This is a genomic window from Collinsella sp. HCP28S3_B9, assembly GCF_052066095.1.
Lineage (GTDB): Bacteria > Actinomycetota > Coriobacteriia > Coriobacteriales > Coriobacteriaceae > Collinsella.
In genome coordinates, this window is the sequence record NZ_JBQHST010000023.1 from 12877 (window position 1) to 36557 (window position 23681).

Below are 23681 nucleotides of genomic sequence, written 5' to 3' on the forward strand. Positions count from 1 at the left end.
GCAGAAAGGATGCCTCATGACCAACCCCATGCAGTTCCCCGACGGCTTTGTGTTTGGCGGCGCCACCGCCGCTTACCAGGTTGAGGGCGAGACCCGCACGCACGGCAAGGGCAAAGTGCCCTGGGACGATTTCCTAGCTGCCCAGGGTCGCTTCTCCCCCGATCCTGCAAGCGACTTCTACAACAAATATCCGGTCGATATCGACCTGTGCCAGCGCTTCGGCATTAACGGCATTCGCGTCTCCATCGCTTGGAGCCGCATCTTCCCCAACGGCACTGGTGAGATTAACCCCGAGGGCGTCGCTTTCTATCACGAGCTCTTTGCCACCTGCAACAATGCCGGCGTTATCCCCTATGTCACGCTCGATCACTTCGATACGCCCGAGGCCTTTTACCAGAACGGCGGCGAAGGCTTCCTGACGCGCACGACGATCGACGCCTTTGTCGAGTACGCCAAGTTCTGCTTTGCCGAGTTCACCGAGGTCAAGCACTGGTTTACCTTTAACGAGATTCCCGCGACCGCCGAGGGCAGCTTTATCGTCGGCAACTGGCCGCACGGCGAGAAGTACCGCCTGGACAAGGCCTTCCAGCTCATGCACAACATGATGGTGGCCCACGCCAAGGCTGTCGTCGCCTTCCATGAGGGCGGCTTTGAGGGCGAGATCGGCATTGTCCAGAACCTGGAGCCCAAGTATCCCCTCGACCCCAACAGCGCTGCCGACTGCGAGGCCGCCCGCATGGCCGACGTCATCAACAACCGCTGGGTGCTCGACGCCACCTTCCGCGGCCACTATGCAGCCGACACCATGGAAGCCGCAACCAAGCTGGCCCATATCGCCGGCGGCGAGCTCGACGTCCGCGACGAGGACATCGCCGCGCTGACCGCCGCGCTCCCCTACAACGATTGCCTGGGCGTCAACACCTACAAGTGCCAGTTCCTGCGTGCTGCCGAGGGCGAAAACGACATCAACCACAATGGCACCGGCGACAAGGGATCTTCGCGCTGGTTCCTCAAGGGCGTGGGCGAGTCGTGCGTGCGCGAAGGCGTTCCCACCACCGATTGGGACTGGATCATCTATCCCGAGGGCCTGTACGACCTGCTGCTGCGCATTAAGAACGATTACCCCAACTACAAGAAGATCTACATCACCGAGAACGGCATGGGCTATAAGGACGACTTCGAGGATGGCTTTATCGACGACGCCCCTCGTATCGACTACATGCGCCAGCATCTCGCGTGGATCCTCAAGGCGATCGACGGCGGCGTGAACGTCGACGGCTACTTTGTGTGGTCGCTGCAGGACCAGTTCTCCTGGACCAACGGCTACAACAAGCGCTACGGCCTGTTCTACATCGACTTTGAGACCCAGAAGCGCTATCCCAAGGCGAGCGCGTACTGGTACAAGAACGTCGCGGAGACCGGCCTGCTCATGGCCTAGTTTCCGCCGCATACCCCCTGTCGGCCGCATACGAATCCCTCCGCGGGTTCGCATGCGGCCTTTTTGTTTTGGCTCGGCCCGTACAATCCGTTTGTCTCGATTTGTAACATCTAGCCGAATATTTCGGCCCTAGCTGTTACAAATCGAGACAAACAGAACGCCCGAGCAGAAATATCTCAATCTGTAACATCTAACTCGCTTTTAACCGTCTAACTGTTACAGATCAAGACAAAGGTGATGGCTGGATAGACAAAATCTCGATCTGTAACACCTAGTCGAGTTTTTGGATCCTAGCTGTTACAGATTGAGACAAACGGAATAGGCCGGGCCAAAAATCTCAATCTGTAACATCTGGTTGGTGACTTCACCCCTACCTGTTACAGGTTGAGACAATTTGATAGCGAAGTCCCCATTTGCGCGTCATATCGCATAGCGCTGGCGCGCCGATTCCCCACAATGACAGGGGGGCAAAAGTCCTCACACAGCGCTTGCTAGCAATCCTGCAGCGCTAGCTAGCAAATGACCTGCGTATGCTCCTCGATGGCGGCGCGATCCTCGGCGGTAATACCCGGCTCGCACACCACGGCATCCAGGCTGTCCAGGCGGCAGAAGGTGTAGAAGTCGCGCTTGCCGATCTTGCTGGAATCGGCGATCAGATAGCGCGAGTCGGCCTTGCTAAAGGCGAGCTGCTGGATGCGGCCCTCTTCCATGTTAGACGTAGACACGTCGCCGTCCAAAATGCCGTTTGCGCCGATAAAGGCTGCGTCGATCCCCAGTGCGCGCAAGGTGTCCTCGGCCGTGGGGCCCACAAAGGCGGCAGTGCGTCGGCGGTACACGCCGCCCACCAGGCACAGTTCGCAGTCTTCGCGCGCCTCGAGCAGGTTAAACACCGAAAGCGAGTTGGTCACAATGCGCAGGCGGCACGTCGGCAGCATCGAGGCCATCTGCTCAACCGTAGTGCCCGTACCCAAAAAGATGGTCGAACCTTCCTCGATAAGCTCCACGGCGCGGCGCGCAATCTGCAGCTTTTCCTCGGCATGCTTGGTGCGCTTTTCGCTGTGCGAGTACTCGTGGCGCAACATAGCGTGGGGACGACCCTGCGCACTGCGGGCGCCGCCGTGCACGCGCTCGATCTCGCCCAGGCTCGCAAGCTCCTCAAGATCACGGCGGATCGTCATATCCGAGACGCCCAGTGCATCCGAAATCTCCTTGACCGAGACCGTGCCCTGCTCCTCGAGCAGCTGACGAACCTTATCCTGTCGCTCCGCTTTAATCACGATGAGTCCTCACTGTTCCACGCTCGCGTCAATTCAAACAGTAACGAACAAATTGTATCAGACTCGCGCGCGTCAAAAATGAACGCCCGCACGGCTCCAATCATCACTTTTTTGAGAAAATACCCCCTGCTTTAGTGGGGTGTAGTGATAATCTCGCCTGTTCGCGCTACAGTTTGTCGGAAATACCTCGATGTTAGGAACCAAATGATCACTTCTGAGCTTTTCGGCACCGCGCCGTGCGGTACCCCCGTTCATCGTTACACCCTCAACGGGCCCGAGATCTGCGTTCGCATTATGGACTATGGCGCCACCGTGCTTGGTATCGACGTGCCCGACATTCCCGGCAACGTGCGCGATGTGGTGCTGGGCTTCGATAAGCTCGAGGATTACTTTGACAACCCCGCCTGCTTTGGCGCGACCATCGGCCCCGTGGCAAACCGCACTGCGGGCGCAACGATCACCATCGACGGTACGGACTGGCATATGCCCGCCAACGAGGGCGCCAACAACCTGCACAGCGATCTTGAGCACGGCCTGCACAAGCGCGTGTGGGATGTTGAGCTCGACGAGGCTCACAACGCCGTACGCATGACCACCTCACTTGAGGATGGCGAGTTGGGCCTGCCCGGCAACCGCACCTTTACGGCCGTGTTTACCGTGACGCACACTGGCCGCTTCCGTATCGAATATGGCTGCGAGAGCGACCGCGCCACGTACGTGTCCATGACCAACCACACGTACTTTAACCTTGCCGGTCATAATGCCGGCATGGACTGCGAGCACTTCTTTGTTGCTAACGCTGCCCACTACCTGCCCATCGACGACCAGAACATTCCTACTGGCGAGATTGCTCCGGTCGAGGGAACACCGTTTGATTTTCGCGAGTTACGCCCCGTCGCGCCTGGCATGGAGGCCGACGATCCGCAGATTAAGCAGGCACGTGGCTACGATCACTGCCTGTGCATTGGCGGCTATCAGTACGGCCGCAATCTGCGCCGTGCCCTGCACGTCGAGGAGATGTGGACCGGCCGTGAGCTGGACTACTACACCACCGCCCCGGGCGTGCAGCTCTACACCGGCAACTGGCTAGGCGACGAGCACGCCAAGGACGATGCCAACTACGGCTGGGGCGCCGGCTTTGCCCTCGAGGCCGAGATGTACCCCGACACGCCGCACCGCCCGCTGTTCCCCCAGGGCATCGTGGGCCCGGGTCATCCCTACAGCAATGTGATCGAATACCACTTTATGAGGCACTAAGCCCATAACGCAACATATCGCACAGCAGCGCCCGCCGGCACACCGCCGACGGGCGTTTTTCTACCTAGTTGAGGGCACCCAGGCACATCCCGGCTTGAATGATTAGTGCATTTAACGTGAGAAAAGCTATCAGAGCACTTGCGCGGATTTGCGATGTCCCGTATCATAGACAGCCGTTGACGCCTCAGCTGCGTCACCACATGGCCGCCAGCGTAGCTCAGTTGGTAGAGCACCGCTCTCGTAAAGCGGGGGTCACCGGTTCGAGCCCGGTCGCTGGCTCCATTGCACAAGACAGCCGCCTTCGGGCGGCTTTTTTGTTGCCGATTTTGAGTGCGCGTGCCAATCCACGCATCGCAACAGCGTCAGCTCCCCTATTCAAAAACAGAAACCCCGTTAATCGTGATTCCCCTAGGGAAAACACGATTAACGGGGTCGTAGCGTGCTTCCCTTAGGGAAAACACGCCATCAGACGAACGGCTCAGTCGGGCAGTTCGCTACTCCTCCCAGTAGGCGTCGGCAAGCAGCTTAAAGCAGATCTTCTTGACCGGCTGCGCGCCATCGCCCGGGAACTCGAGCGTGGGCATGTGAGGCTCGCCGGCAACAAACAGCGCAAACTTGTCGTCGGCAAGATCGCCGGCGATCGAGGCGTCGGAATCGACCAGATCGTAGTCGTCCTTCTCGTCAAACTCCTGGACCAGCGTCAGGCTGCCCGTGGCGACCTTAAAGGCCTCGCGACCCTCGACGTCGATCTGCAGGTCGTGATAGCGCTGATGCGTCTCATAGTGAGCCTCGGCCTCGGGACGCGTCGTGGGAGCCATGACGTTCGCAAAGACCTTGTCGCCCAGAATCGGATGGCTGCCGACCTCGAGCTGCGCCGGGTCGTTCTCCTCGAGCCAGTCGATCAGCACGTCGAGGCCCTTGAGCATTCCGCGGTACTCCTCGATATCGCCCAATGCACCGTAAATCATCTAAATCCCCTCTCGGATCGTTTCTTTGGCGGCTACTCGGCAAACGCGTTACCAAAGCTGTTGCCGCCCGCATACGTCTCGACCAGGGTAAGGTCGGGAATGAACACGACAGTATCGGCGTCGCGCCCCGGCATAATGCTACCGCACTTGTCGTTGGCTCTAACCACAAGCAAACAACCGATGCCAGAGCCGACGCCCAAGCTCTTACAGCTCGGTCACGACAACGCCGTTGTAGACCTCGTCCCAACGATCCATGACCAGATGACCGGTCATGGGATCCATGGCATTGAGCTTGCCGCAGGTGTTGGCGGTACGCAGCACCGTCTCGTCGTCCGCGCCGGCAGCGATGGCATGCGCGAAACCGGCGATAGTGGAGTCGCCGGAACCCGTAGCGTTAACGGCAGGAATATCGGGGGTCTTGGCGCGGAACGCACGTCCGTTGTGGAAGCCCACGGAGCCGGCAGCGCCCATGGACACGACGACCCAGGGGATATCGGAGAAGCGGGCGTCAGAGGCGAGCGCAGCACGGAGCTCGTCCACATCGTCGGTGGTAAAGCTCGTGCCCAACAAGCCGTTGATCTCGGTTAGGTTAGGCTTGACCAGCTCGGGCTTGACCTCGGACTTGAGGGCAGCCTCAAGCGAAGCGCCCGAAGTATCGAGCAGCACCTTGGCGCCGGCGTTCTCGGCAATGCCCGTAATCTTGGCATAGTAGTCCGCCTCGACGCCGCGGGGCAGCGAACCCGAAATAGTGACGACGTCGGCCTTGCCAGCCAGCTCGGTAAACTTGGCGGTAAAGGCATCCAGCTCCTCGGGGGCAATCGTCGGGCCGCTCTCGAGCAGCTCGGTCTGGTTGCCGGCGTGGAGGATGTTGAGGCAAATGCGAGTCTCGCCTTTGATGGGCACAAAGTCGTTGTTAATACCGTTGGCATCCATGAGCTCTGCCATATAGGCGCCCATATGGCCACCGAGCAGACCGGTTGCCACAACGTCGTCGCCCAGCTGGCCCAGCACACGGGCCACGTTGAGACCCTTGCCGCCGGCGGTCTTTTCGGGCGTCACACGGTTGACGTCGTCGATAATGAGCTCATCGAGCTGATAGCGCGTATCGACAGACGGGTTCATCGTAACGGTGAGGATCATTTTAGCTCCTTATCTCGCGGGCTCCTTGTGCCTCGCGATACGAGTCGACAAAACGGAATTACAGAATCTCAATCGTGAACGAGCGAACGACAGTCTCCTTGGGCTTGGCGACAAGGCAGCCGCGCTTATGCTCAAGTACGTCGTCCTCATCGGAGCAGGTCGAGAGGCCGCCCCAGGGCTCAACTGCCACAAAATCGCCCTCGGGCTTACTCCACACGATGAGGTACGGGAAACCCTCAAAACTCAAGCGAACGCCCTTGTCCTCGCCCTTCTTGGAAAGCGTGACCTGACGACTCTCGAGCACGTCAAAGATGGTCTCCGCAAAATCGAAGAGCTCATGCGACAGGGGTAGCGTCTTTCCCACCATGGGGTTCTTTGAACGGTTAGCTACATCAATCAAGCCAGTCGAGGGTACGGCGGTGCAAAGCTCCGCAGCCTCGTCTTTCTCGAAGCGCAACTCGTAGTCCGTATAGGCCTCGCCCTCGTCGAGCGGGCACCTAAAGCCGGGGTGTCCACCGATAAAGAACGGCATGTCCTCGGTGCCCTCGTTGGTCACCTCATAGGAAACGCGCACGGCAGCGTCCTCGAGCGTATAACGAGCGACAAGCTTAAACGGGTAGGGATAATCTCTCAGCAGCGCGGCGTTATCCTCCGAAGCCAGGCACATAGCCAGCTCGTTTGCGCTTTGGCTCAGCAGCTTCCACTCCTGTTTGCGCGCAAACCCGTGGCGAGCGAGCTTTACATGATGCCCGGCAAACGTCATGGCGCTGCCATCGCGCAGGCCTCCGCAAATCGGGAAGCAAATCGGTGCCTGGCCGGACCACACGGCGGGATCGCCCTGCCACAAGTACTCGCGGCCTCCGGCCTCAATCGAGGTAAACGAACCACCAGCCGTGGACACCTTAATGGAAATCGAATCGTTGGAGAGAGCGTATACCATTGCCCATCCTTTCGAACAACTGCTTTTGCTCGCAAGTATCCGTCTCGGCCCTGACCAAAGGACAAACCCGCACGCTCAACGATGTGTCCGGTATCCCAGCCATGCAACGGGGTACCATACAGACATTGATGCAATTACAGCTGGAAGGCCTTCTTATGCGAACCATCATCCTCTACGCCTCGCGCCATCACGGCAATACGAAAAAGCTCGTGGACGCCATCGTCGAGGCACACCCCGAGATCGATACCCTCGACGTCAAGGCGCTCGGCAAAAACGAGTATCCAAACCTGCACGAATATCATCTGATCGGTGTCGCCACGGGCATCTATTACTCCGAGATCGACAAGGATATGGCACGCGTGCTCACTAACGTGCTGCAGCCGCAGGACAAGGTGTTTGGCCTTATGACCTACGGTGGCAAAAACAAGTGGTACGGCAAGGATATCGATGGCATCTGCCGCATGAGGCAGGCCATCTTTATGGGTGTCTACGGCTGCCCCGGCTTTGATACGTGGGGGCCGTTCAAACTCACCGGCGGTGTCCAAAAGGGACACCCGACCGCTGAGGAAATTAAGGGCGCCGTCGACTTCTTCGACAAGATCGAAGACGAGTATGGCGACATCATCGTCGAAGAGTACGCCAAGCGCGAGAAGCGCCTAGCATACGAGAAGGAGCATCCTGCAGGAGGCCTGGTGGCCGGCGTTAAGCGCACGGTAAAGAAGATCGCTAACAAGCTGTAACTGTGAAGGTACTTTTGAGCGTTTAACCCATGCGGCGGGTCCGAGCAGATTCGGGCCCGCCGTCTTTTTCTATCGTTACTCGGTAAAGGCGTTACCGACGCTCTGACCGCCAACATACGTCTCGACGAGGGTGAGCTCATGGTCGAACACGACAAAGTCGGCGTCGCGACCCGGCATGATGCTGCCGCACTTATCCTCGATGTGCACTGAGCGTGCCGGCACCTCGGTTGCCATGCGAATGGCGATATCGGCACTGGCAATGCCCCAGTCGACGATGTTCTTAACGCCCTGGGCAAGCGTGAGCACCGAGCCGGCAATGCTCTTGCCGTCGGCGAGCCAGCACAGGTTGTCCTTCATGATGACGTCCATGCCGCCACTGGTGTAGCTGCCCTCGGGCATGCCGCCACAACCCAGGCAGTCGGTGATGAGCACCGTATGCTGCCAGCCCTTTGCCTGCAGCAGCGCCTTGATAGCGCCAGGGTTTACGTGCTTGCCGTCACAGATGATCTCGGCGTAGGTCTCGGGCGTGGACATGGCAGCACCCACAACACCGGGCTCACGGTGATGCAGTCCGCGCTGGCCGTTATAGGTATGCGTAAAGCAGCTGGCACCGGCGTTGATGGCGGCGATGCACTCATCGTAGGTGGCGTCGGAGTGACCGATGCTGGTCACCACACCCTTGGCGTTCAGAGCAGCCGCATAAGCAGCGGCACCGTCGTGCTCGGCTGCCATGGCGCTCTTAACGATGCGACCACCCGCAGCCTCCTGCCACTGATCGAAGACCTCCTCGGAGGGATCGATAAGATAAGCGGGGTTCTGCGCGCCCACGTGCTTCATGGTAAAGAAAGGGCCCTCCAGGTAGATGCCCTGAATGCGAGCACCGCAGAAGTCGGGGCCACGGCCCTCGTCCGCCTGAGCGATGGCGGCGCAGGCGTCCTTGATCTGCTCGACGCCATCGGTGAACGTCGTGGGCAGCCAGCTGGTGGTGCCACGACGGGCGAGCTCGGTCGAGCTGATATCGATGCCCTCGGGATCGTTATCGGTAGTCGAATGGTTATAGAAGCCATGGATGTGGGTGTCGACCATGCCCGGCGCGATCCACGATCCCGTGTAGTCCTTGATCTCGCAGGAGGGCTCGTCGGCCTGCCAAGCGCCAAAGACGCCGTCCTCGACCATGAGATAGCCGCCCAGTTGCGGGCCTGCCGGCAAGAAGAACTTGTCAGCCTTAATTGCGTACGTGCTCATATGTACTCCTTACTTCTAAAGCAGTTAACTGTGGTGATGTTTATACCCAGCTCACGTAAAACAAAAAGCGCCCGCCCGCCGTTATGAGCGGACGGGCGCCCTTACAGGGGGACGCGATTAAGCGGTGAAGGGGTGAATCGTCACGCCCTTGACCACGCGGTTGACCGTGCCGGTGGGGCTCGGCGTGTCGGGCGTGTTGCCCACGCGCACGGAGTTAAGCAGGCTGATAGCCTGAGCAAACATCACGAACGGCAGAGCAAGGTAGCCCTCGGGAAGTGCCTCGTAGCCCTTAAAGGTGAAGGACTCACCCTCGTAGACAGTAGCGCCATCCTGCTGAACGGCAACGGTGTGCTGAGCAATATCGTCGCCACCGATCTCATTGAGGATGTCGATGTCGTACTGACGGGTGTAGGCGTCGTTGTTGACGAACACGAACACGAGGGTCTTGTCATCGACGAAAGACTTGGGTCCGTGACGATAGCCCATGGAAGTGTCGTAAGAAGTGGCGACCAGGCCGTGAGCGAGCTCGAGGATCTTGAGCTGGCTCTCCTGGGCAAGGCCACCGAAGGAGCCAGAACCCAAGTAGGTCACGCGGTTGAAGTCTCCAGCGAGGTAATCGGCGACCTCGGGCTCACGGGAGATGACCTCCTCGCCCATCTTGGCGATGGTCTCGACCCACTCGGCCTTCTGCTCGTCAGAGGCAGTGTCGAAAATAAGGGTGGCGAGCAGGGTCATGCAGGAATAAGAACCGGTCATGGCGAAGCCCTTGTCGTTGGCGCGCGGAATGAGCAGCGTCAGCGCGTTGGGATCATCAGCAGACTCGACGGCGAGCTTGCCCTCAGGAGCGCAGGTGATGTTGAGGAATTTGACGTTGTGGACAAGCTCCTTGGCAACGGCAACGGCGGCAAGGCTCTCGGGGCTGTTGCCAGAGCGGGCAAAGGAAACCACGAGCGTGGGATCCTCGGCACGCAGGAAGTCGCGCGGGGCGCTCACGATGTCGGTCGTGGCAATGGGCTTAAAGTCGTAGAGATCAGTGTTGCCAGCGTGACGCAGGTACGGGGCGCAGGTATCGCCAACGTAGTCAGACGTACCGGCACCGGTGAAGACAACGGACAGACGGCCCTCGCCCATAGCGCGAGCCTCGGCCAGAAAGGCCTCGATGGCCTCCTTGTTCTCACGATAGATGTTGAGCGTATCACGCCAAAGCTCGGGCTGCTGAGCAATCTCGGCCGTGGTGATCTGGGCGCCGAGCTCGGTGAGCTCCTCGACACTCTTCTCGAACATTTCTAATACCTCTCTCTAGAAGTAATCCTCTGACGTGCAATTATACACTTCGGTTGGTTATCTGGTAGTAACCAGTTAACTGCAAGGAATCACCATATGAAAACGATGCGAACACTAGTTGCTACGCTGGTGGTAAACCTTGTATTTAAACTGATCGGCACGAGCAACCGAGAGCGTATACTCCACAACCTCGTTTGACTCGTTATACGTAGTCCTGACCAAATCGAGCACAGGCGATCCCTCGACAATTGCCAAAAGGTGGGCATCGGTGGGACGGGCTATGCTCGCATAGAACTCCTCTTCGGCCACGCGAATCTTTTGCTGAAAGTCCTGCTCAATCACATCGTAAAGCGGCTTACTCTCCAGCAGTGGTCGCTTTAGGGACAGAAATTGACGAACCGGCAGATAGCTGCGTTCGACCATCATGGGCATGTTGTCGGCAGAACGAAGGCGCTTGAGCTTAAAAACGCGATCACCGATATGCAATCCCATATGCTCGGCTAGATTCTTATCGGCCTCCATCTCGCAAAACTCGAGAATCGTGGTCTCGGGGTCACGACCCATCGCACGCATCTGTTCGGTAAAGCTGTAGGACTGCATAAGATTGGTTGCCTTTGCCGAACGGTCGGTCACAAAGGTACCGCGACCGTGCTGCCGAACCACCAATCCTAAACGCTCCAGTTCCTGCAGAGCCAGGCGTACCGTGGTGCGCGAGAGACCATAGCGCTCCGAAAGTTCGCGCTCGGAAGGAATCATGTCACCGGCACGATATTCATGGTCAATCTTTTCGGTCAGAATATCGACCAGCTGATCGTACAGCGGTTGCTTACGCGCCCCGATCGCCATCCTATCCTCCCATTTTCTCAAACTCGGCTACTACCTTGGGTGGTTAACATTATCTGTCTGCCACATCCGAATCATCAAGAAAACAAAAGCCGCGCGCTCTTTCGAGCACGCGGCTTTTAACATACACATGGCTTAAGGGGTCGGGGTGTGAGCCGCGTAGGGACACACCCCTCAAGCTAGAGCCTTACCAGATGCTCGGCCAGAGACCAAGCGGGCCAGCGCCCAGGATGCCCAGGACGAAGAGCAGCAGAATGCCCTTGGTCGGGGTCCAGCTGTGCTTAGCGAACATGTAGTAAAGCAGCAGCGTAAGCATAAGCGGGACGAGCTTCGGGACGATGGTGTTGAGGGTGTCGGCAACAGAGAAGTTGACCGGATCCTCGGTAACGGTGCCGTAGGTCACGGACTCCATGCCGTTGCCCAGATCGGTGACGCCGCACTCGACAGCGTTGCCGTCGGCATCGGAAGCGGTGAGGGCGTTGCCGTCCTTATCGGTCATGGCGATGGTACCGGCCTCAGCGGTCTCGGTATCGATGCCCTCCATACCGGTGAAGTTCTCGGCCTCCTTCTCGGAGACGATCACGGTAGTAGCGGAGAGGCCACGGGTGGTGCCGTTGGGAATCTGGAGGTTGATCTGGGTGCCACCCATGGTGACGACCAGGCAACCGACGACGAAGACGCCCATGATGGAAGCGGCGCGCGTGAAGGCCTGCATGTTGGCGGTCAGAGCGTCAATAGCGCTGGTGCCAAGCTTGTAGGACCAGTTCATGAGCCAGAAGCGCAGTGCGAACTGGACGGCGTTGAAGATCACCAGGAAGATGATCGGCGCAGCGGCGTTGCCGTTGATGGCCATGTTGGAGGTGATGCCAGCCGTGATAGGCACGAGCGTCAGCCAGAACAGGGCGTCACCGATACCACCGAGCGGGCCCATTGCGGCGACGCGGACGGCGCGAATCGTGGGGATGTCAACCTTGTTCTGCTCGAGCGAAAGCACGATGCCCATAACAAAGGTGACGAGGAACGGGTGAGTGTTGAAGAACTCCAGGTTGTGGCTCATGGAAGCCGCGAGGTCGTTCTTGTTGGTGTGGATCTTCTCCAGACCGGGGATGATGGAGTAGAGCCAGCCAGCGGCCTGCATACGCTCGTAGTTGAACGAGGCCTGCAGGAAGCAGGAGCGCCAAGCCATCTTGTTGAGGGTCTTCTGGTCGAGCTGCGGAGCAGGAGTGAGATCCTCGTAGTGCTCCGGGATCACATACTCATTAGATGCCATCTTCGAAGTCACCTCCGTCAGAAACAGCTGCACCCTTCAGCTCGGTCTGCTGCTGGAAGTCCCAGAAAGCGATGCCGAAGCCGATGAGAGCGAGGATGAGCAGGGCAGGAGTTGCCAGAGAATCGTTGGCAACGGTGATGATCGCGAGGCCAAAGCCCATGAGGAAGAAGCCCCACATATCGCGGTTCATCATAACCTTGAGCAGGACGGCGAAGCCGACGAAGCGCATCATGCCGCCTGCAGCGGAGAGACCGGTCTGCAGCCAAGCCGGGATGGCGGAAGCGATGGTCTGACCGATGGTAGCGCCAGCGATGAAGAACAGGGTGACGACGATAGCGAAGATCAGGCCGAGCAGAGCCATGGCGAAGTAGTTCAGACGCTCGATACCCTTGGTGTCAGCGTTGTGAGCCATGTTGTCCGCGGAGGACATGAGCGGCGACATAAGCGTGAAGACCAGGGTAACGCCGAGCTGACCAAGCAGAGCGAACGGAATGGCAAGGCCGACTGCCGCGTTGGGCTCGAGGCCCGTGGCGATTGCGAGAATGGCTGCCATGATGCCGCCGATGACGGCGTTAGGCGGCTGAGCGCCTCCGATCGGCATGTTGCCGATCGTCATGAGCTGATAGGTACCACCCACGAGAAGACCGGTGTTGAGGTCGCCAAGGATAAGACCGATGACGGCGCCGGTGACGATGGGCTGATAGAGAGACTCGAGGAAGTTGAACTGGTCGATTGCCGCGACGAACGTGACGATGAAGACCAGAGCGACCTGGATGATCGAGTATTCCATCTTGCTCCTCCTTTCAAAATGCATGTACGCACTTTTGATATCACGTACAGAACGTCAGGGTTTCACTCCTGACAATGTGGATCACGAGGATTACGAGAAGAGCTTGCTCGTGTCCTCAACAGGCGTGCTCGGAACGCGCCTGATCTCCAGCTCCACCCCCAATTCCTGCAGCTCTTTAAACGCAGCGACATCCTCGTCGTTAACTGCGACGGAGGTGGCGACTTGGCGCTTTCCTTCCGACATGTGCATGTTGCCGATGTTTACCTTCTTTATAGGCACACCGCCCTTGACGAGCGTAAGCACGTCTTCCGGTGTTTCGGCCACGATGAAGATCTTCTGGCGCGGGCTCGCCTTGCCGATGACGTCGATGGTCTTCTGCAGGGAGAAGAAACGCGTAGCGACGCCGGCGGGAGCGGCCATCTTCATGAGGTTCTGGCGCATGGTATTGGTTGACACGTCGTCGTTGGCGACGAGGATGAGGTTGGAGCCCAGAGTGGAGTTCCACTGGGTGGCAACCTGACCATGAATCAGTCGGTTATCGATGCGGGTAAGAAGAATGTTGGGTTCTGCCATGTTGATCAGCTTCCTTTCGTTATTTGCTGACGACAGTTACTTGATCTCCTGAATCGCGTAACGCGAAACATCTACGACGGCTCCGGATCGGACTTTGATCTGGACCTTTTCGCCTTCGATGCCCTTGACGGTTCCGTAGATACCGCCGGCGAAAAGAACCTCCTGACCCGGCTTGAGCTCGGCGTGCAGCTCCTTGAAGTACTTCTGCTTCTTCTTCATGTTGATTTGCGACCAGATGGTGTAAATCAAGCCCATGATGACAAGCAGGCCTAAAAGGGCGACCGAGGAGCTCAGGACGTTGGCTCCGAAATCGGCCATTAGATGCCGTCCTCGTCGCCGAAGATATCCTCTTCGTCGGAGCCGGCAACGGATGCGACCGTCTGGGCGGTGATGCCCGTCTGGCCAACGGTCACTGCCTGCTCGCCAAGCTCGGCGAGCGTGGCATTGCCGCGGAGGAACAGAAGCTCAATAACCATGGGGAGGTTGGTGCCGGTCAGAACCTCGACGTTGTCGACATCCTGGGCAATCATCATCGACTGGTTAAACGGGGTGCCGCCAAGCAGGTCGGTAAAGACGAGCACGCCATCGCACTCCTCGCGCATGGCGGTAATAGCGGCGCGGAGATCCTCACCGTAGGAAGCAGCCTGGTCGCCCTCAAAAGGAACGACGGTAAAAGCGGGCTGGTCACCGGCAACCATAGCGATAGCGCTTGCAAGGCCGGGTGCGAACTGTCCATGACCGGTAAGAATAAAGCCAACCATTCAAATTTCCCTTCCGAAGGTGTGTACGATCTGAGTCCGATGAATTTCGAAAGCCAGCGGGCGCTCGCCCTTAAAGCTTCTTAGAAAGCGTTCTTTGAAGACCAGTGGTTTCTCAACTGGTAGTAACCACGTGACGTGTTGTTGTCACTATATCACCCCAGAAGAGGTCGCTTTCGTTGATTCATACAGTAAAACGTTTTTGCACCGCTCACGGTGATATTTCGACCGTTTACCGGTCGTTAACACATCTACCTGCGGTTTTGAAACCGTTTCGAAATGCTTTGGCAAAAGATCGGATCTTTTCCTGTGTCTAAACAACGCAGGGCGGCTAAAAATAGCTTGTAGAAAAATTGCAGGTCATTGTGAAGATATGTGAATTGGTCTTTTTGACTTAATACCAGTCTGAACCAGTTTTGAGATTATCGGCGAGCGGTCGTTTTCGACCGTTCACCGGTAACTTGCAATCGTTTGCAGTTGTTTTCCCAGATGAATTAGGGAGACCCGATGAAGCACGTGCGCGATCATTCAATCTGCCCTTTCCGTCTCAATAGATAGCCCTCCAACGCAAAAAGCCCCCTAGAACGATGTCCGTTCTAGGGGGCTTCATCAGATATTTCGGCTTCGTACTCGAAGGCTCAGGCAATCTTTACGCAAACAGGCCGTAGATGCTGATATTGGCCTTGGCGTAGAGGCCGTTGGCGTACTCGGTCCACTTGGAGCTGGCGCTCGAAGCCTGCGAAGAGTACTGCTGGTAGGCGGTGTAATAGGCGGTCATGGCCTGCTTATAGGTAGCGCTATCGGCCGTAAAGGCATCGTCGGCAAAAGCCTTAGCGTAGGTGCTATCGGCGTCCTTCCAGGTACCCTTCTTGCTATCCCACTCGTCACCGGCAAGGTTGATGATGTAATCGGCGTAGTCCTTGCTCGCGGTGTCCTCGTTGCCGTCAGAAGGCTCGGTCGGAGCGATCGGCATGCTTGCGGAGCTATCGCCCACCTTCTTCTTGTAGAGCTTCTGCAGCGTCGCGGACTGGCGGACGATCTGCTTGGCCTGGTCCTTGGACACGCCATACTGCGTGGCCATGGTCTTGTAGTCCGAAGTGCCGATAGAATCCTCGGCGTACTTCTTCATCTCCTTAGAAGAGACGGTGATGCCCTCATCCTCGGCAGCGTCCAGCAGAATCTGGTTGCGCACGTAGGACAGGATAACGTCGGCAGAGGGAGCGGTGTAGTTGCCATCGCTATCCTTGACGGTATCAAGGCTGTACTGGCTCTCGATGGCCTCGCGCGCGGTGATGTCGCTCTTCTTGCCGTTGTAGCTGTAGCTTGCCACGGTCGAATCGAGCTGGTCCTCGGTGAGGGTCGCCGAGCCGACGCCCTTGCCGCCAAAACCACCGTTGCCAATAAAGAAGCCGACCACAGCAGCGATCACGATGGCGACCACAAAGGCGGCAATCATCGTCTTCTTGTGCTTGGATGCGCTGTCGTCCACGTCGGAGTCATCGTCCTCGTCCTGCTCCTCAGGCATGAGGTTCTCGTCGGCGGCATCCGCGGCAATCTGAGCCTCCAGGCGGGCGTCCTCCTCCTCGGCGGTCGTGCCGGCAGCAATGTGCTCGGCAGACGTACCTGCGACCAGATCGATCTTCTCGTCCTCGTCACCGTCGGGGCCTTCGCCGCGCTCGATGATCTGGATGCCGTCGATCTCGTCCTTTTCGTCCTTCTTTTGAATCAGACCCATATCAGTTACTCCTTGTTAAGAAACATAGTCCTCAATAGAATACGCCCGACAGAGCGCCGGGCGTATTCATTCTCAGGTTATCCGCAAACGCATAAGTACCGCTTAGGCGTTTGAAAGCCGTATCCCCTTAGGCAAGATGCGCGATAACGGCATCGGCAAAGGCCTGCGTGCCCACGGCGCCCTCAATGGAGCCGGTCTGGGCACGACGCACGTCACCGGTAACCTGCTCGCCCTCGTCGAGCGTGGCAGATACGGCGGCGCGAATGCGATTGGCAGCGTCGTTCTCGCCCAGGTGATCGAGCATCATAGCCGCGGACAGAATCTCGGCCGTGGGGTTAGCGATATCCAGGCCAGCGATATCGGGCGCGGAGCCATGCGTGGCCTCAAAGATGGCACAGTCGGCTCCGATATTGGAGCCGGGGGCCATGCCAAGGCCGCCTACAAGACCGGCGCACAAGTCGCTGACAATGTCGCCATACAAATTGGGCAGGACCAGAACATCGAAGTCGTTGGGGTTCTGAACCAGACCCATGCAGGTGGCGTCGACGATCTTGTCGTTGAACTCGATATCGGGATAGTTGGCAGCCACCTCGCGAGCCACGCGCAGGAACAGGCCGTCAGTCGCCTTCATGATGTTGGCCTTATGCACGGCCGTCACCTTTTTGCGGCCGCAGCGGCGAGCATACTCAAAGGCGTACTCCACAATACGGCGGCTCTTGGCGATGGAGATGGGCTTGATCGAGATGGCGGAATCCGCGGCGAAGGTTTTCTGACCCGAGCGCTCGACAAGCTGTGAAAGCTCCTCGACCTCGGCAGCGCCTTCGTCGAACTCAATACCAGCGTAGAGGTCCTCGGTGTTCTCGCGCACGATAACCAGGTCGACATCGCGGAAGCGCGAGCCATCGCCCGGTTGCGACAGGCAGGGGCGCACGCAGGCGTACAGGTCGAAGTACTTACGCAGGGCAACGTTGACGCTGCGGAACCCCGTACCGACCGGCGTGGTGATGGGGCCCTTGATGGCAACTTTGGTCTGGGCGACGGCATCGAGCACATGCTGGGGCAGCGGCGTGCCAAACTCGTCCATGACGCCGGCACCGGCCTCCTGGACGTTCCAATTGATCTGGACACCGGCGGCCTCGACCACGCGGCGCATGGCCTGCGTAATCTCGGAACCGATACCGTCACCGGGAATCAGGACTACATCGTGCGCCATAATCTGTTACTCCTCGTCTTCGGCGTCGTCAGATTTTTTAACGCTAGCACGCTTCTTCTTTTTGGAGAGATCCAGGCCAAAACGTTTAACAAGCATTTCGCAAATCTCGCTCGAACGGGCCTTGAGATAGCTGCCCTTGCCGTTCTCGGCATCGAACTTAAGGCGCAGCGCAAGCTTCTCGGCGATCTCGGCATCGATCTCGCCTTTGCCAAACTCGTACAGGCAGCCGAGCATATCGCGATACTCGAGGTCACCGTGGTAGCACTGGATGGCCTCGTCCAGGATGGGCCAAGCCTCGCGCGAACGCTCGACGCTCGTGGCACCCCACACGCACAGCAGGCGGAAGGCGGCATAGCGCAGCGTGGAGGAAATCTCGTCAAACAGTGCGGTCTCGGCGCCCTCAAAGGCATCGCCCAGCTGGTCGGGGCAGGTGGTGGCGAGCGCCGCCAGGGCATCGAGGGCCTCCCAGCGAGTCTGAGCCTCGGGGCGGTCGAGCGCCTCGATCAGCGCGGGCACGCAGGGCACGACGCGCTGCGGATCGCGCTCGGCAAGCAGGTGCAGCACGCGGGCGGCAAACTGGCGGATACGGCGCGTGGGGCAGCCGAGCTCCTGGACCAAGCGGTCGACGGTGTTCTCGTTCTCCTCTGCCAGCTGAAGCTGTTCCAGCTCCTCGTCGGTGAGCTGTTCGTCTTTGTTTTCTGCCATAGTTACCTCTTCTTACTATTTCTTAGTGTGCCTGCCAGCACCCTTGCTGTCATCGGTGACCGAGATGAGCTGTCGGTCAGCCGCGCCATTGCGACGCGCGCGGCGGCGCTCCTCGGCGTCGCCTGCGTCGGCGGCGGCGCGATGAGCCTGGTTGACGTTAAAGACCTCATCGTGCTTGCGCCACGGACCAACGGACTCGCCAAAGCTCATCTTAAGGCCGGCGATAAAGCCGCCAAGCCAGCCGATCGGCGCAAACTGCACCAGCGGGAACAGCGAGAACACCCAGGTCAGCAGGACGACTGCCGCCGCCCCTGCAAAGTTGGCAATCCAGTAGTCGCGCTTGGTGACGACGCGCTTTTCGCACGCCCACTGGCCGCACAAAAAGCCAATGTAGATCGCAAAGAGAAAGAGCACTAGTGCGAGCACCACGAACGTCCAGCTCATGGGCGCTACTCCTCGTGATGGTGGCCGCAGCAGCACTCGTGGCCGTCGTCATGGCCGTGGCCGCCGCAGCACTCGTGGTCCTCGCCATGGTGGTGGCCACAACCGCACTCGTGGTCGTCGCCATGCTCGCCGCAACCACAGCCTTCCTCATGAGCACCATGCTCCTCGGGACGATACTGCGACCAGTCCAGACCGGCGGCAATGGCGTCGGCCTCCTCCTTATAGAGGACATTGATGGCCTGGGTACCCAGCTTGGCACCACCGATGGCGTCGAGCATGTCATAGAGCGTAAAGGCCACGTCGGCGCCGGGCAGCGCAAGCTCGCGGTCGTCGGCATAGGCGAGCGCCAAGCGCAGGTCCTTGATGAAGTGCTCCACCATAAAACCGGGCTTGTAGTCGCCGTCGAGCGCCTTGGGCGCCAGGCTCTCCATGGCACCGGACTTGCCGGTGCCGCCCAGGATCATCTGACGGGTCTTCTCCATATCAAGGCCGCTCAGCTCGGCAAACGCCAGCGCATCGGCCATGCCAACCATGCAGGCGCCCAGCGACACCTGGTTGGCAAGCTTGGCAGCCTGGCCCTTGCCGGCGCCATCGAAGCAGCAGATGGTTGCCGCAAAGGTGGAAAGGATATCGCGGACCGGGGCAATGTCGTTCTCGGTAGCGCCCACGATAGCCGTAAGCGTGCCGGCGATAGCACCCGACTCGCCGCCGGTGACGGGGCAGTCAAACGCCATGCGGCCGGAAACCTGGGCGGCCTCGGCAATGTCGCGCGCCAGCTCGGGCGAGCTCGTGGTGAGATCGATCAGGACCGCACCGGGCTTAGTGCACGCGAGCAGACCGTCGCCCGCCAGGTAGAGCTCCTCGACCTCGGAGGGATAGCCCACCATGGTAAAGACGACGTCGGCGTTCGCCGCGGCATCTGCCGGCGTATCGGCCCAGACGGCACCGCGCTCAACAAGCGCTGCAGCCTTGGACTTGGTGCGGTTGTTGACCGTGACGGGATAGCCAGCGTCCAGAATGTGGCCGGCGATAGGGGCACCCATGATTCCGGTGCCGATAAATGCGACAGAGAGCTTGTTTGCCATGAAACCTTTCCTTTTGGGTTGGGTGTTATTACCAGGTTGAATACTCGTTGCCAGCGTTTGGGCTGTGAGTCGAGGGCGATTACGGACGCAGCGCTTGTCTACTGGCCGCGCACGCGGCGGGCGATGCGGTCGGAAAGCGACGCCTTGTCGGTGCGGTTCTTGCCCCAAAACGCGCAGGCCACCATGCCGGGGCCCACGTGCGAGCCGATGGTGGGGCCCACGGAGCTGCGAATGATCGTGACGTCGGCGCAGCCCTCCTCCTTGCGGATGGCGGCTTCGAGCCAGTCGCCGTCCTTTTCGGCATCGGCCGTCATGATGGCGATGGGCATGGTGCGATCGGGCACGTAGTTCTCGCGGAACGACTTGAGGATGGACTTGAGCGCCTTCTTGCGGCCGCGGTTGACGCCGATCAGCGACAGCGAGCCGGCAAGGTCGTAGGAGAGCTCGGGCTTGACGTCGAGCTTTGCCGTGAGCTGCGCCGCCGCGGGCGGAATGCGGCCGCCGGCAGCCAGCGCATCGAAGCTCTCGAGCGTAAAGTAGCCGTGCACGTAGGTCTTGGCCTCGTTTGCCCAATCGACCAGCTGCTTGGCAGTCAGTCCCGCCGAACGCTGGCGCACGGCCTCAAGCGCCAGGAGCTCGCCGGTCGCGCAGGGCAGAGCGTTGTCGACCACGTAGAGCTCAAAGTTGGGATACTCGGCGCGCACGGCATCTGCCGCCTGGCACGCGGAGTTGTAGCTCGACGACAGCGCCGAGGTAAAGCACAGGTAAACCGTGGGCGTGCCCTCTTTGGCGCACTCGGTAAAGAACTCGATATAGCGACCGAGCGACACAGCCGAGGTGGACACGCGGGCACCGGCGCGCATGCGGTCGTAGAACTCCTTAGGGCTCATGCTCGACCAGATGTCGTCCGTGCGCTCCTCGCCATCGATAATGAAAGGGAAGCCCAAGATATCGACATCGAGGTTCGCGGCGACCTCGGGGTTAAAGTCGCAGCAGGTATCGACGACGATACGGCAACGGTCCGAATGACCGGCGGATGCGGCCTTGTCCATCAAAGCGACTCCTTACGTAAAAAAGGCGGCCACCCGCATGGGATGGCCGCCAACCGTTAACTCATGCAAGTTAACGTATTTTACTCGTCAAGTGTTTCGATGCGGGGCTTGATGATGCCATATCCACCATTCTTACGGTGATACACCACATTGATGAGGCCAGTCGTCGCGTTCTCGAACACGTAGAAGTCGTGGCCGAGCAGATCGGTCTGCACCAGCGCCTGCTCCTCAGTCATCGGGGTGACATCGATGACCTTCTCGCGGACGAGCAGGTCGTCGTCCTCCTCGGGCAGCAGCAGGTCGGCCAGATCCTCGACGCGCTCGACCGGTGCGACATCAGCGGCGCTGGCACCGCCCTGGCGGTTGTCCACAACCTTGGTCTTGAACTTGCGCAGCTGGCGGGTGACCTTATCGGCGGAGAGATCGATGGCGGCATACATATCTGCGCCGTGCTCGGCGACGCGAATCACAGAGCCGCGGGCACGAACCGTGACCTCGACGATTGCCGGGTTGGGGTTCGAGGGGTTCTTCTCATAACGAAGCACGACGTCGACTGTCATGGGCTCGATATCGAAAACCTTGAGCGCCTCGCCGATCTTCTCGTCCACATGCGCACGCAGAGCATCGGTTACCGTCGTCTTGCGTCCAGAAACCTTGATATCCATACGTGGCTCCAATCTGCCTCGGGGACTTACTGTACTGGCTATGTACCCATTGCCGTGCATTTAATCACCCGAATTCCCAAAGGCCCGAATAACGACTGCTTGATACCGCATACCGAAGTCTCGCACTTTTCCGCGGCAAAGTGCGCTATATGAGGGCGTCGGCGGAGTTGTTTTTTCTCCTGGAAATTGCCCTTGAGCTGCTTGTTTTATTAAAATTGAAAAGCCGGGCTCCCCTATTGGGGAGACCCGGCCATGCGTGTTGAAACCGTGAAGAAGCGTCTTGTTCAATGTATGGCAGGCGCCACCCCTACCAATAACTAGCTATTGAGCTTGTTGATGTCATCGTCGGTGATGGCGCCCTCCTGGCTAGACGACGGGCTGTCGCCGTTGTTATCGGAGGTGTCGCCATCGGAGGACTCGGTCTCGTTGGACGTAGATTCGGATGCCTGCACATTGGCCCCCGAAACAGTCTTGGCGGTAAGGTCATAGGGCATTTGGCCGTACCAGACGCAGTGGACCGCCTCGAGCGTGCCGTCGACCGTGATGTCGTCGAGGGCATCGCTCACGGCACGGCACAGCTCATCGTTAGAGCTAAGGCCTGCGATGCCAAGCGTGGAGGGCGTCTCGAGCGTGCCGACACAGGAGATCTGGCTCATCAGGCGCGCGAGGTAACCACCGGCCGTGGAATCACAGATCACGTAATCGACCTCGCCCGACTCGAGTGCCTCGAAGCACTCGTTGATGTTGGAGAAGGTCTTTTGGTTGGCCGTGATGCCCTGCTTGGCGAGCGCTTCCTGCGAGGCCGAGAAGGTCTGAACGCCCAGGGTAGCGGTGTTAAGCGTTTCGGTGGAAACGCTCAACGACTCGCCGTCAGTGCTCTTGCCGAATACGGCGGGGGCGTCGTACAGACAGGTGCCAAGCGAGCTGATATCGCCGTCCGTAGAGCTGACGTCGCCAATGAAGATATCGGCCTTTTTATCGCTGAGCGCGGAATCGGCCGAGGACGCATCGACAAAGGCGACCTTGAGACCCATGCGGCATGCGAGGGCACGAGCGGCATCGACCGCATAGCCCGTGAGGTTTCCGTCGGCATCCTGCATGGCTTGCGGGGCATCGGAAGTATCGAGGGCGACCGTCAGGGTTCCCGGCGTGACCAGGGCATCGTCCGATACCGTGGGGGTAACGGTCTCGCGCTCGATCTGGTCGATCGTGGGCGTCGTGAACGTGGACAGTGGATTGAACGCGCATCCACTCAGGCCCAAAACGGCAATGACCGCCGCGGTCCCAGCACCCAACCGAGCTGCATGCATCAAGCTGCCCCTCACCATGTCCGCTACCCTGCCTTCTGTGTCGTATACGATCCGTGCCCTGCACGGAATATCGGGTTGTTCCCACCAGCTGACCTGGTATTTGACCCCACACTTGCGCACCGGGGCGTTTGCTCGGGAGGCCGCAGCCACCTTCACGACTGGCCCGCTCGCCCGCGAGGCGGTATTGCCCCAAAGAAAGTAGAACGGACGGTACGGCTTACATCTAGGACGCGCCATGATCGCGCCGCGCGCACGCGGTCGCTTACGTGGATCCCTTTGACCGCGTCTGTCTTGGACTTGGATGGGCGCATTGCCCGTCCGCAACCACAGCCTGGCGGGAACGTAGCGCATTATAGCTAAGTTCAAGCTAAAGTTTAAGGTTAGGTCGTCATTCGCACCGCGAGTACAGATTTCGCAGGTCGAGGTTTTATTATGTAATGGCTTAGTGTTATTGAAGACTTACTTACTCACTGTAATCACGTTAGCACACCGACCAAGGATTTCTATGAGTCCTTATTTGTTCCACCCTTTGGCAATAGTCGTTGTCGTCACGAGCAAGCCGCTTGCGACTTCCCACGCGGAGTTAAACAATAATTGCAAACTGAAGCTGCAAATCCGCCCGACAAGGCTCTTTTATAAAACCCATTGTTTAGACGACCAGCAATCTCATCAGGCTTTCACCTTGAATAGTTTCCCAGCCAATCTGCGTGACTGCCTCCGACAGCTGTCTATCATGCGTAACCAACAGTAACGCGCCAGAGAAACCGCTCAGCATTTCCTGCAGCGCCTCAATAGAGCCCACATCAAGATGATTCGTAGGCTCGTCGAGTACGAGGAAGTTGGGATTCGTAACAAGCTGTTCAGCAAGCATGAGTTTGCGGAGTTCGCCAGGACTCAAATCGTCGCCATCGAGCAGTCTGTCAGGGTCGGAGTTCAACCGCGCCACGAT

General features: G+C 58.9%; 25 protein-coding genes and 1 tRNA gene. 4 read left to right on the top strand and 22 right to left on the bottom strand.

All coding sequences use genetic code 11. The features are described 5' to 3' along the window. The first annotated feature begins 16 nt into the window (after positions 1 to 16). On the top strand, positions 17 to 1438 hold the full coding sequence (gene lacG, locus ACTNBB_RS06550; RefSeq protein ID WP_427747994.1) for a 6-phospho-beta-galactosidase: 1422 nt from the start codon (positions 17 to 19) through the stop codon (positions 1436 to 1438). Between the two features lie 512 nt (positions 1439 to 1950). Here lacG and ACTNBB_RS06555 read toward each other — a convergent pair. Continuing rightward, complete coding sequence (locus tag ACTNBB_RS06555) at positions 1951 to 2715, bottom strand: DeoR/GlpR family DNA-binding transcription regulator (protein WP_441057057.1); 765 nt, start codon at positions 2713 to 2715, stop codon at positions 1951 to 1953. Between the two features lie 204 nt (positions 2716 to 2919). Here ACTNBB_RS06555 and ACTNBB_RS06560 point away from each other — a divergent pair, with 204 nt between their 5' ends. Beyond that, complete coding sequence (locus ACTNBB_RS06560; RefSeq protein WP_441057055.1) at positions 2920 to 3972, top strand: aldose epimerase family protein; 1053 nt, start codon at positions 2920 to 2922, stop codon at positions 3970 to 3972. A gap of 206 nt (positions 3973 to 4178) precedes the next feature. Continuing rightward, positions 4179 to 4254, top strand: a tRNA-Thr gene (locus tag ACTNBB_RS06565). A gap of 212 nt (positions 4255 to 4466) precedes the next feature. Here ACTNBB_RS06565 and ACTNBB_RS06570 read toward each other — a convergent pair. The 4 genes from ACTNBB_RS06570 to ACTNBB_RS06585 are packed head-to-tail and all read right to left on the bottom strand — an operon-like array spanning position 4467 to position 7020. Then, positions 4467 to 4940, bottom strand: coding sequence for a YhcH/YjgK/YiaL family protein (locus tag ACTNBB_RS06570; protein ID WP_117654927.1), 474 nt, complete (start codon positions 4938 to 4940; stop codon positions 4467 to 4469). Positions 4941 to 4972: 32 nt separating this feature from the next. Continuing rightward, on the bottom strand, positions 4973 to 5107 hold the full coding sequence (locus ACTNBB_RS06575) for a hypothetical protein (protein ID WP_441054124.1): 135 nt from the start codon (positions 5105 to 5107) through the stop codon (positions 4973 to 4975). A 37-nt stretch (positions 5108 to 5144) separates the two neighbouring features. After that, positions 5145 to 6080 (bottom strand): hexose kinase, encoded by a 936-nt coding sequence (locus ACTNBB_RS06580; protein WP_118334259.1) that lies wholly within the window; start codon positions 6078 to 6080, stop codon positions 5145 to 5147. A gap of 58 nt (positions 6081 to 6138) precedes the next feature. Beyond that, positions 6139 to 7020, bottom strand: a complete 882-nt coding sequence (locus tag ACTNBB_RS06585) for an aldose 1-epimerase family protein (protein WP_154514986.1) — start codon at positions 7018 to 7020, stop codon at positions 6139 to 6141. Positions 7021 to 7175: 155 nt separating this feature from the next. Between ACTNBB_RS06585 and ACTNBB_RS06590 the strand changes: the two genes are divergently transcribed. Further along, positions 7176 to 7760: a flavodoxin domain-containing protein gene (locus ACTNBB_RS06590; protein WP_229770598.1), complete on the top strand. Its 585-nt coding sequence runs from the start codon at positions 7176 to 7178 to the stop codon at positions 7758 to 7760. Positions 7761 to 7835: 75 nt separating this feature from the next. On the opposite strand, the gene nagA is transcribed toward ACTNBB_RS06590, so the two are convergent. The 17 genes from nagA to ACTNBB_RS06675 all read right to left on the bottom strand — a co-directional run. Continuing rightward, complete coding sequence (gene nagA / locus ACTNBB_RS06595; protein WP_154514990.1) at positions 7836 to 9005, bottom strand: N-acetylglucosamine-6-phosphate deacetylase; 1170 nt, start codon at positions 9003 to 9005, stop codon at positions 7836 to 7838. Positions 9006 to 9122: 117 nt separating this feature from the next. Then, positions 9123 to 10289, bottom strand: a complete 1167-nt coding sequence (gene agaS / locus ACTNBB_RS06600; protein ID WP_154514992.1) for an SIS domain-containing protein — start codon at positions 10287 to 10289, stop codon at positions 9123 to 9125. A 114-nt stretch (positions 10290 to 10403) separates the two neighbouring features. Then, complete coding sequence (locus ACTNBB_RS06605; RefSeq protein ID WP_154514994.1) at positions 10404 to 11135, bottom strand: GntR family transcriptional regulator; 732 nt, start codon at positions 11133 to 11135, stop codon at positions 10404 to 10406. Between the two features lie 184 nt (positions 11136 to 11319). Beyond that, positions 11320 to 12402: a PTS system mannose/fructose/sorbose family transporter subunit IID gene (locus tag ACTNBB_RS06610; protein WP_138374505.1), complete on the bottom strand. Its 1083-nt coding sequence runs from the start codon at positions 12400 to 12402 to the stop codon at positions 11320 to 11322. Beyond that, positions 12392 to 13192: a PTS mannose/fructose/sorbose/N-acetylgalactosamine transporter subunit IIC gene (locus ACTNBB_RS06615; RefSeq protein ID WP_154514996.1), complete on the bottom strand. Its 801-nt coding sequence runs from the start codon at positions 13190 to 13192 to the stop codon at positions 12392 to 12394. Before ACTNBB_RS06615 ends, ACTNBB_RS06610 begins: the two co-directional genes overlap by 11 nt. 90 nt (positions 13193 to 13282) lie before the next feature. Next, positions 13283 to 13765 carry a PTS N-acetylgalactosamine transporter subunit IIB gene (gene agaV / locus ACTNBB_RS06620; protein WP_154514998.1) on the bottom strand — a complete coding sequence of 161 codons (483 nt, stop codon included), beginning with the start codon at positions 13763 to 13765 and terminating at the stop codon, positions 13283 to 13285. 36 nt (positions 13766 to 13801) lie between these two features. After that, positions 13802 to 14083 carry a preprotein translocase subunit YajC gene (gene yajC, locus ACTNBB_RS06625; RefSeq protein ID WP_441057050.1) on the bottom strand — a complete coding sequence of 94 codons (282 nt, stop codon included), beginning with the start codon at positions 14081 to 14083 and terminating at the stop codon, positions 13802 to 13804. Further along, positions 14083 to 14526 carry a PTS fructose transporter subunit IIA gene (locus tag ACTNBB_RS06630; protein ID WP_117743271.1) on the bottom strand — a complete coding sequence of 148 codons (444 nt, stop codon included), beginning with the start codon at positions 14524 to 14526 and terminating at the stop codon, positions 14083 to 14085. The genes yajC and ACTNBB_RS06630 overlap by 1 nt, the downstream gene beginning before the upstream one ends. Before the next feature lie 646 nt (positions 14527 to 15172). Next, a complete protein-coding gene (locus tag ACTNBB_RS06635) occupies positions 15173 to 16258 on the bottom strand; it encodes a hypothetical protein (RefSeq protein WP_441054134.1) in 1086 nt (361 codons plus the stop codon). 127 nt (positions 16259 to 16385) lie between these two features. After that, positions 16386 to 17471: an isocitrate/isopropylmalate dehydrogenase family protein gene (locus tag ACTNBB_RS06640; RefSeq protein WP_441057048.1), complete on the bottom strand. Its 1086-nt coding sequence runs from the start codon at positions 17469 to 17471 to the stop codon at positions 16386 to 16388. 6 nt (positions 17472 to 17477) lie between these two features. Continuing rightward, the gene (locus ACTNBB_RS06645; protein ID WP_441057046.1) at positions 17478 to 18176 is read right to left on the bottom strand and encodes a hypothetical protein; all 699 of its coding nucleotides are present in this window, start codon (positions 18174 to 18176) and stop codon (positions 17478 to 17480) included. A gap of 15 nt (positions 18177 to 18191) precedes the next feature. Next, positions 18192 to 18620, bottom strand: coding sequence for a hypothetical protein (locus ACTNBB_RS06650; RefSeq protein ID WP_427728604.1), 429 nt, complete (start codon positions 18618 to 18620; stop codon positions 18192 to 18194). A 5-nt stretch (positions 18621 to 18625) separates the two neighbouring features. Next, positions 18626 to 19705: an NAD(P)-binding domain-containing protein gene (locus ACTNBB_RS06655; RefSeq protein WP_427718955.1), complete on the bottom strand. Its 1080-nt coding sequence runs from the start codon at positions 19703 to 19705 to the stop codon at positions 18626 to 18628. 98 nt (positions 19706 to 19803) lie between these two features. Next, positions 19804 to 20757, bottom strand: coding sequence for a DegV family protein (locus tag ACTNBB_RS06660; protein WP_427718953.1), 954 nt, complete (start codon positions 20755 to 20757; stop codon positions 19804 to 19806). 80 nt (positions 20758 to 20837) lie between these two features. Then, positions 20838 to 21422 carry a ribosome hibernation-promoting factor, HPF/YfiA family gene (gene hpf, locus ACTNBB_RS06665; protein WP_055285508.1) on the bottom strand — a complete coding sequence of 195 codons (585 nt, stop codon included), beginning with the start codon at positions 21420 to 21422 and terminating at the stop codon, positions 20838 to 20840. Positions 21423 to 21739: 317 nt separating this feature from the next. Next, the gene (locus ACTNBB_RS06670) at positions 21740 to 22732 is read right to left on the bottom strand and encodes a substrate-binding periplasmic protein (RefSeq protein ID WP_441057084.1); all 993 of its coding nucleotides are present in this window, start codon (positions 22730 to 22732) and stop codon (positions 21740 to 21742) included. Between the two features lie 649 nt (positions 22733 to 23381). After that, a partial coding sequence (locus ACTNBB_RS06675; protein ID WP_441057044.1) for an ATP-binding cassette domain-containing protein occupies positions 23382 to 23681 on the bottom strand: 300 nt, incomplete at its 5' end.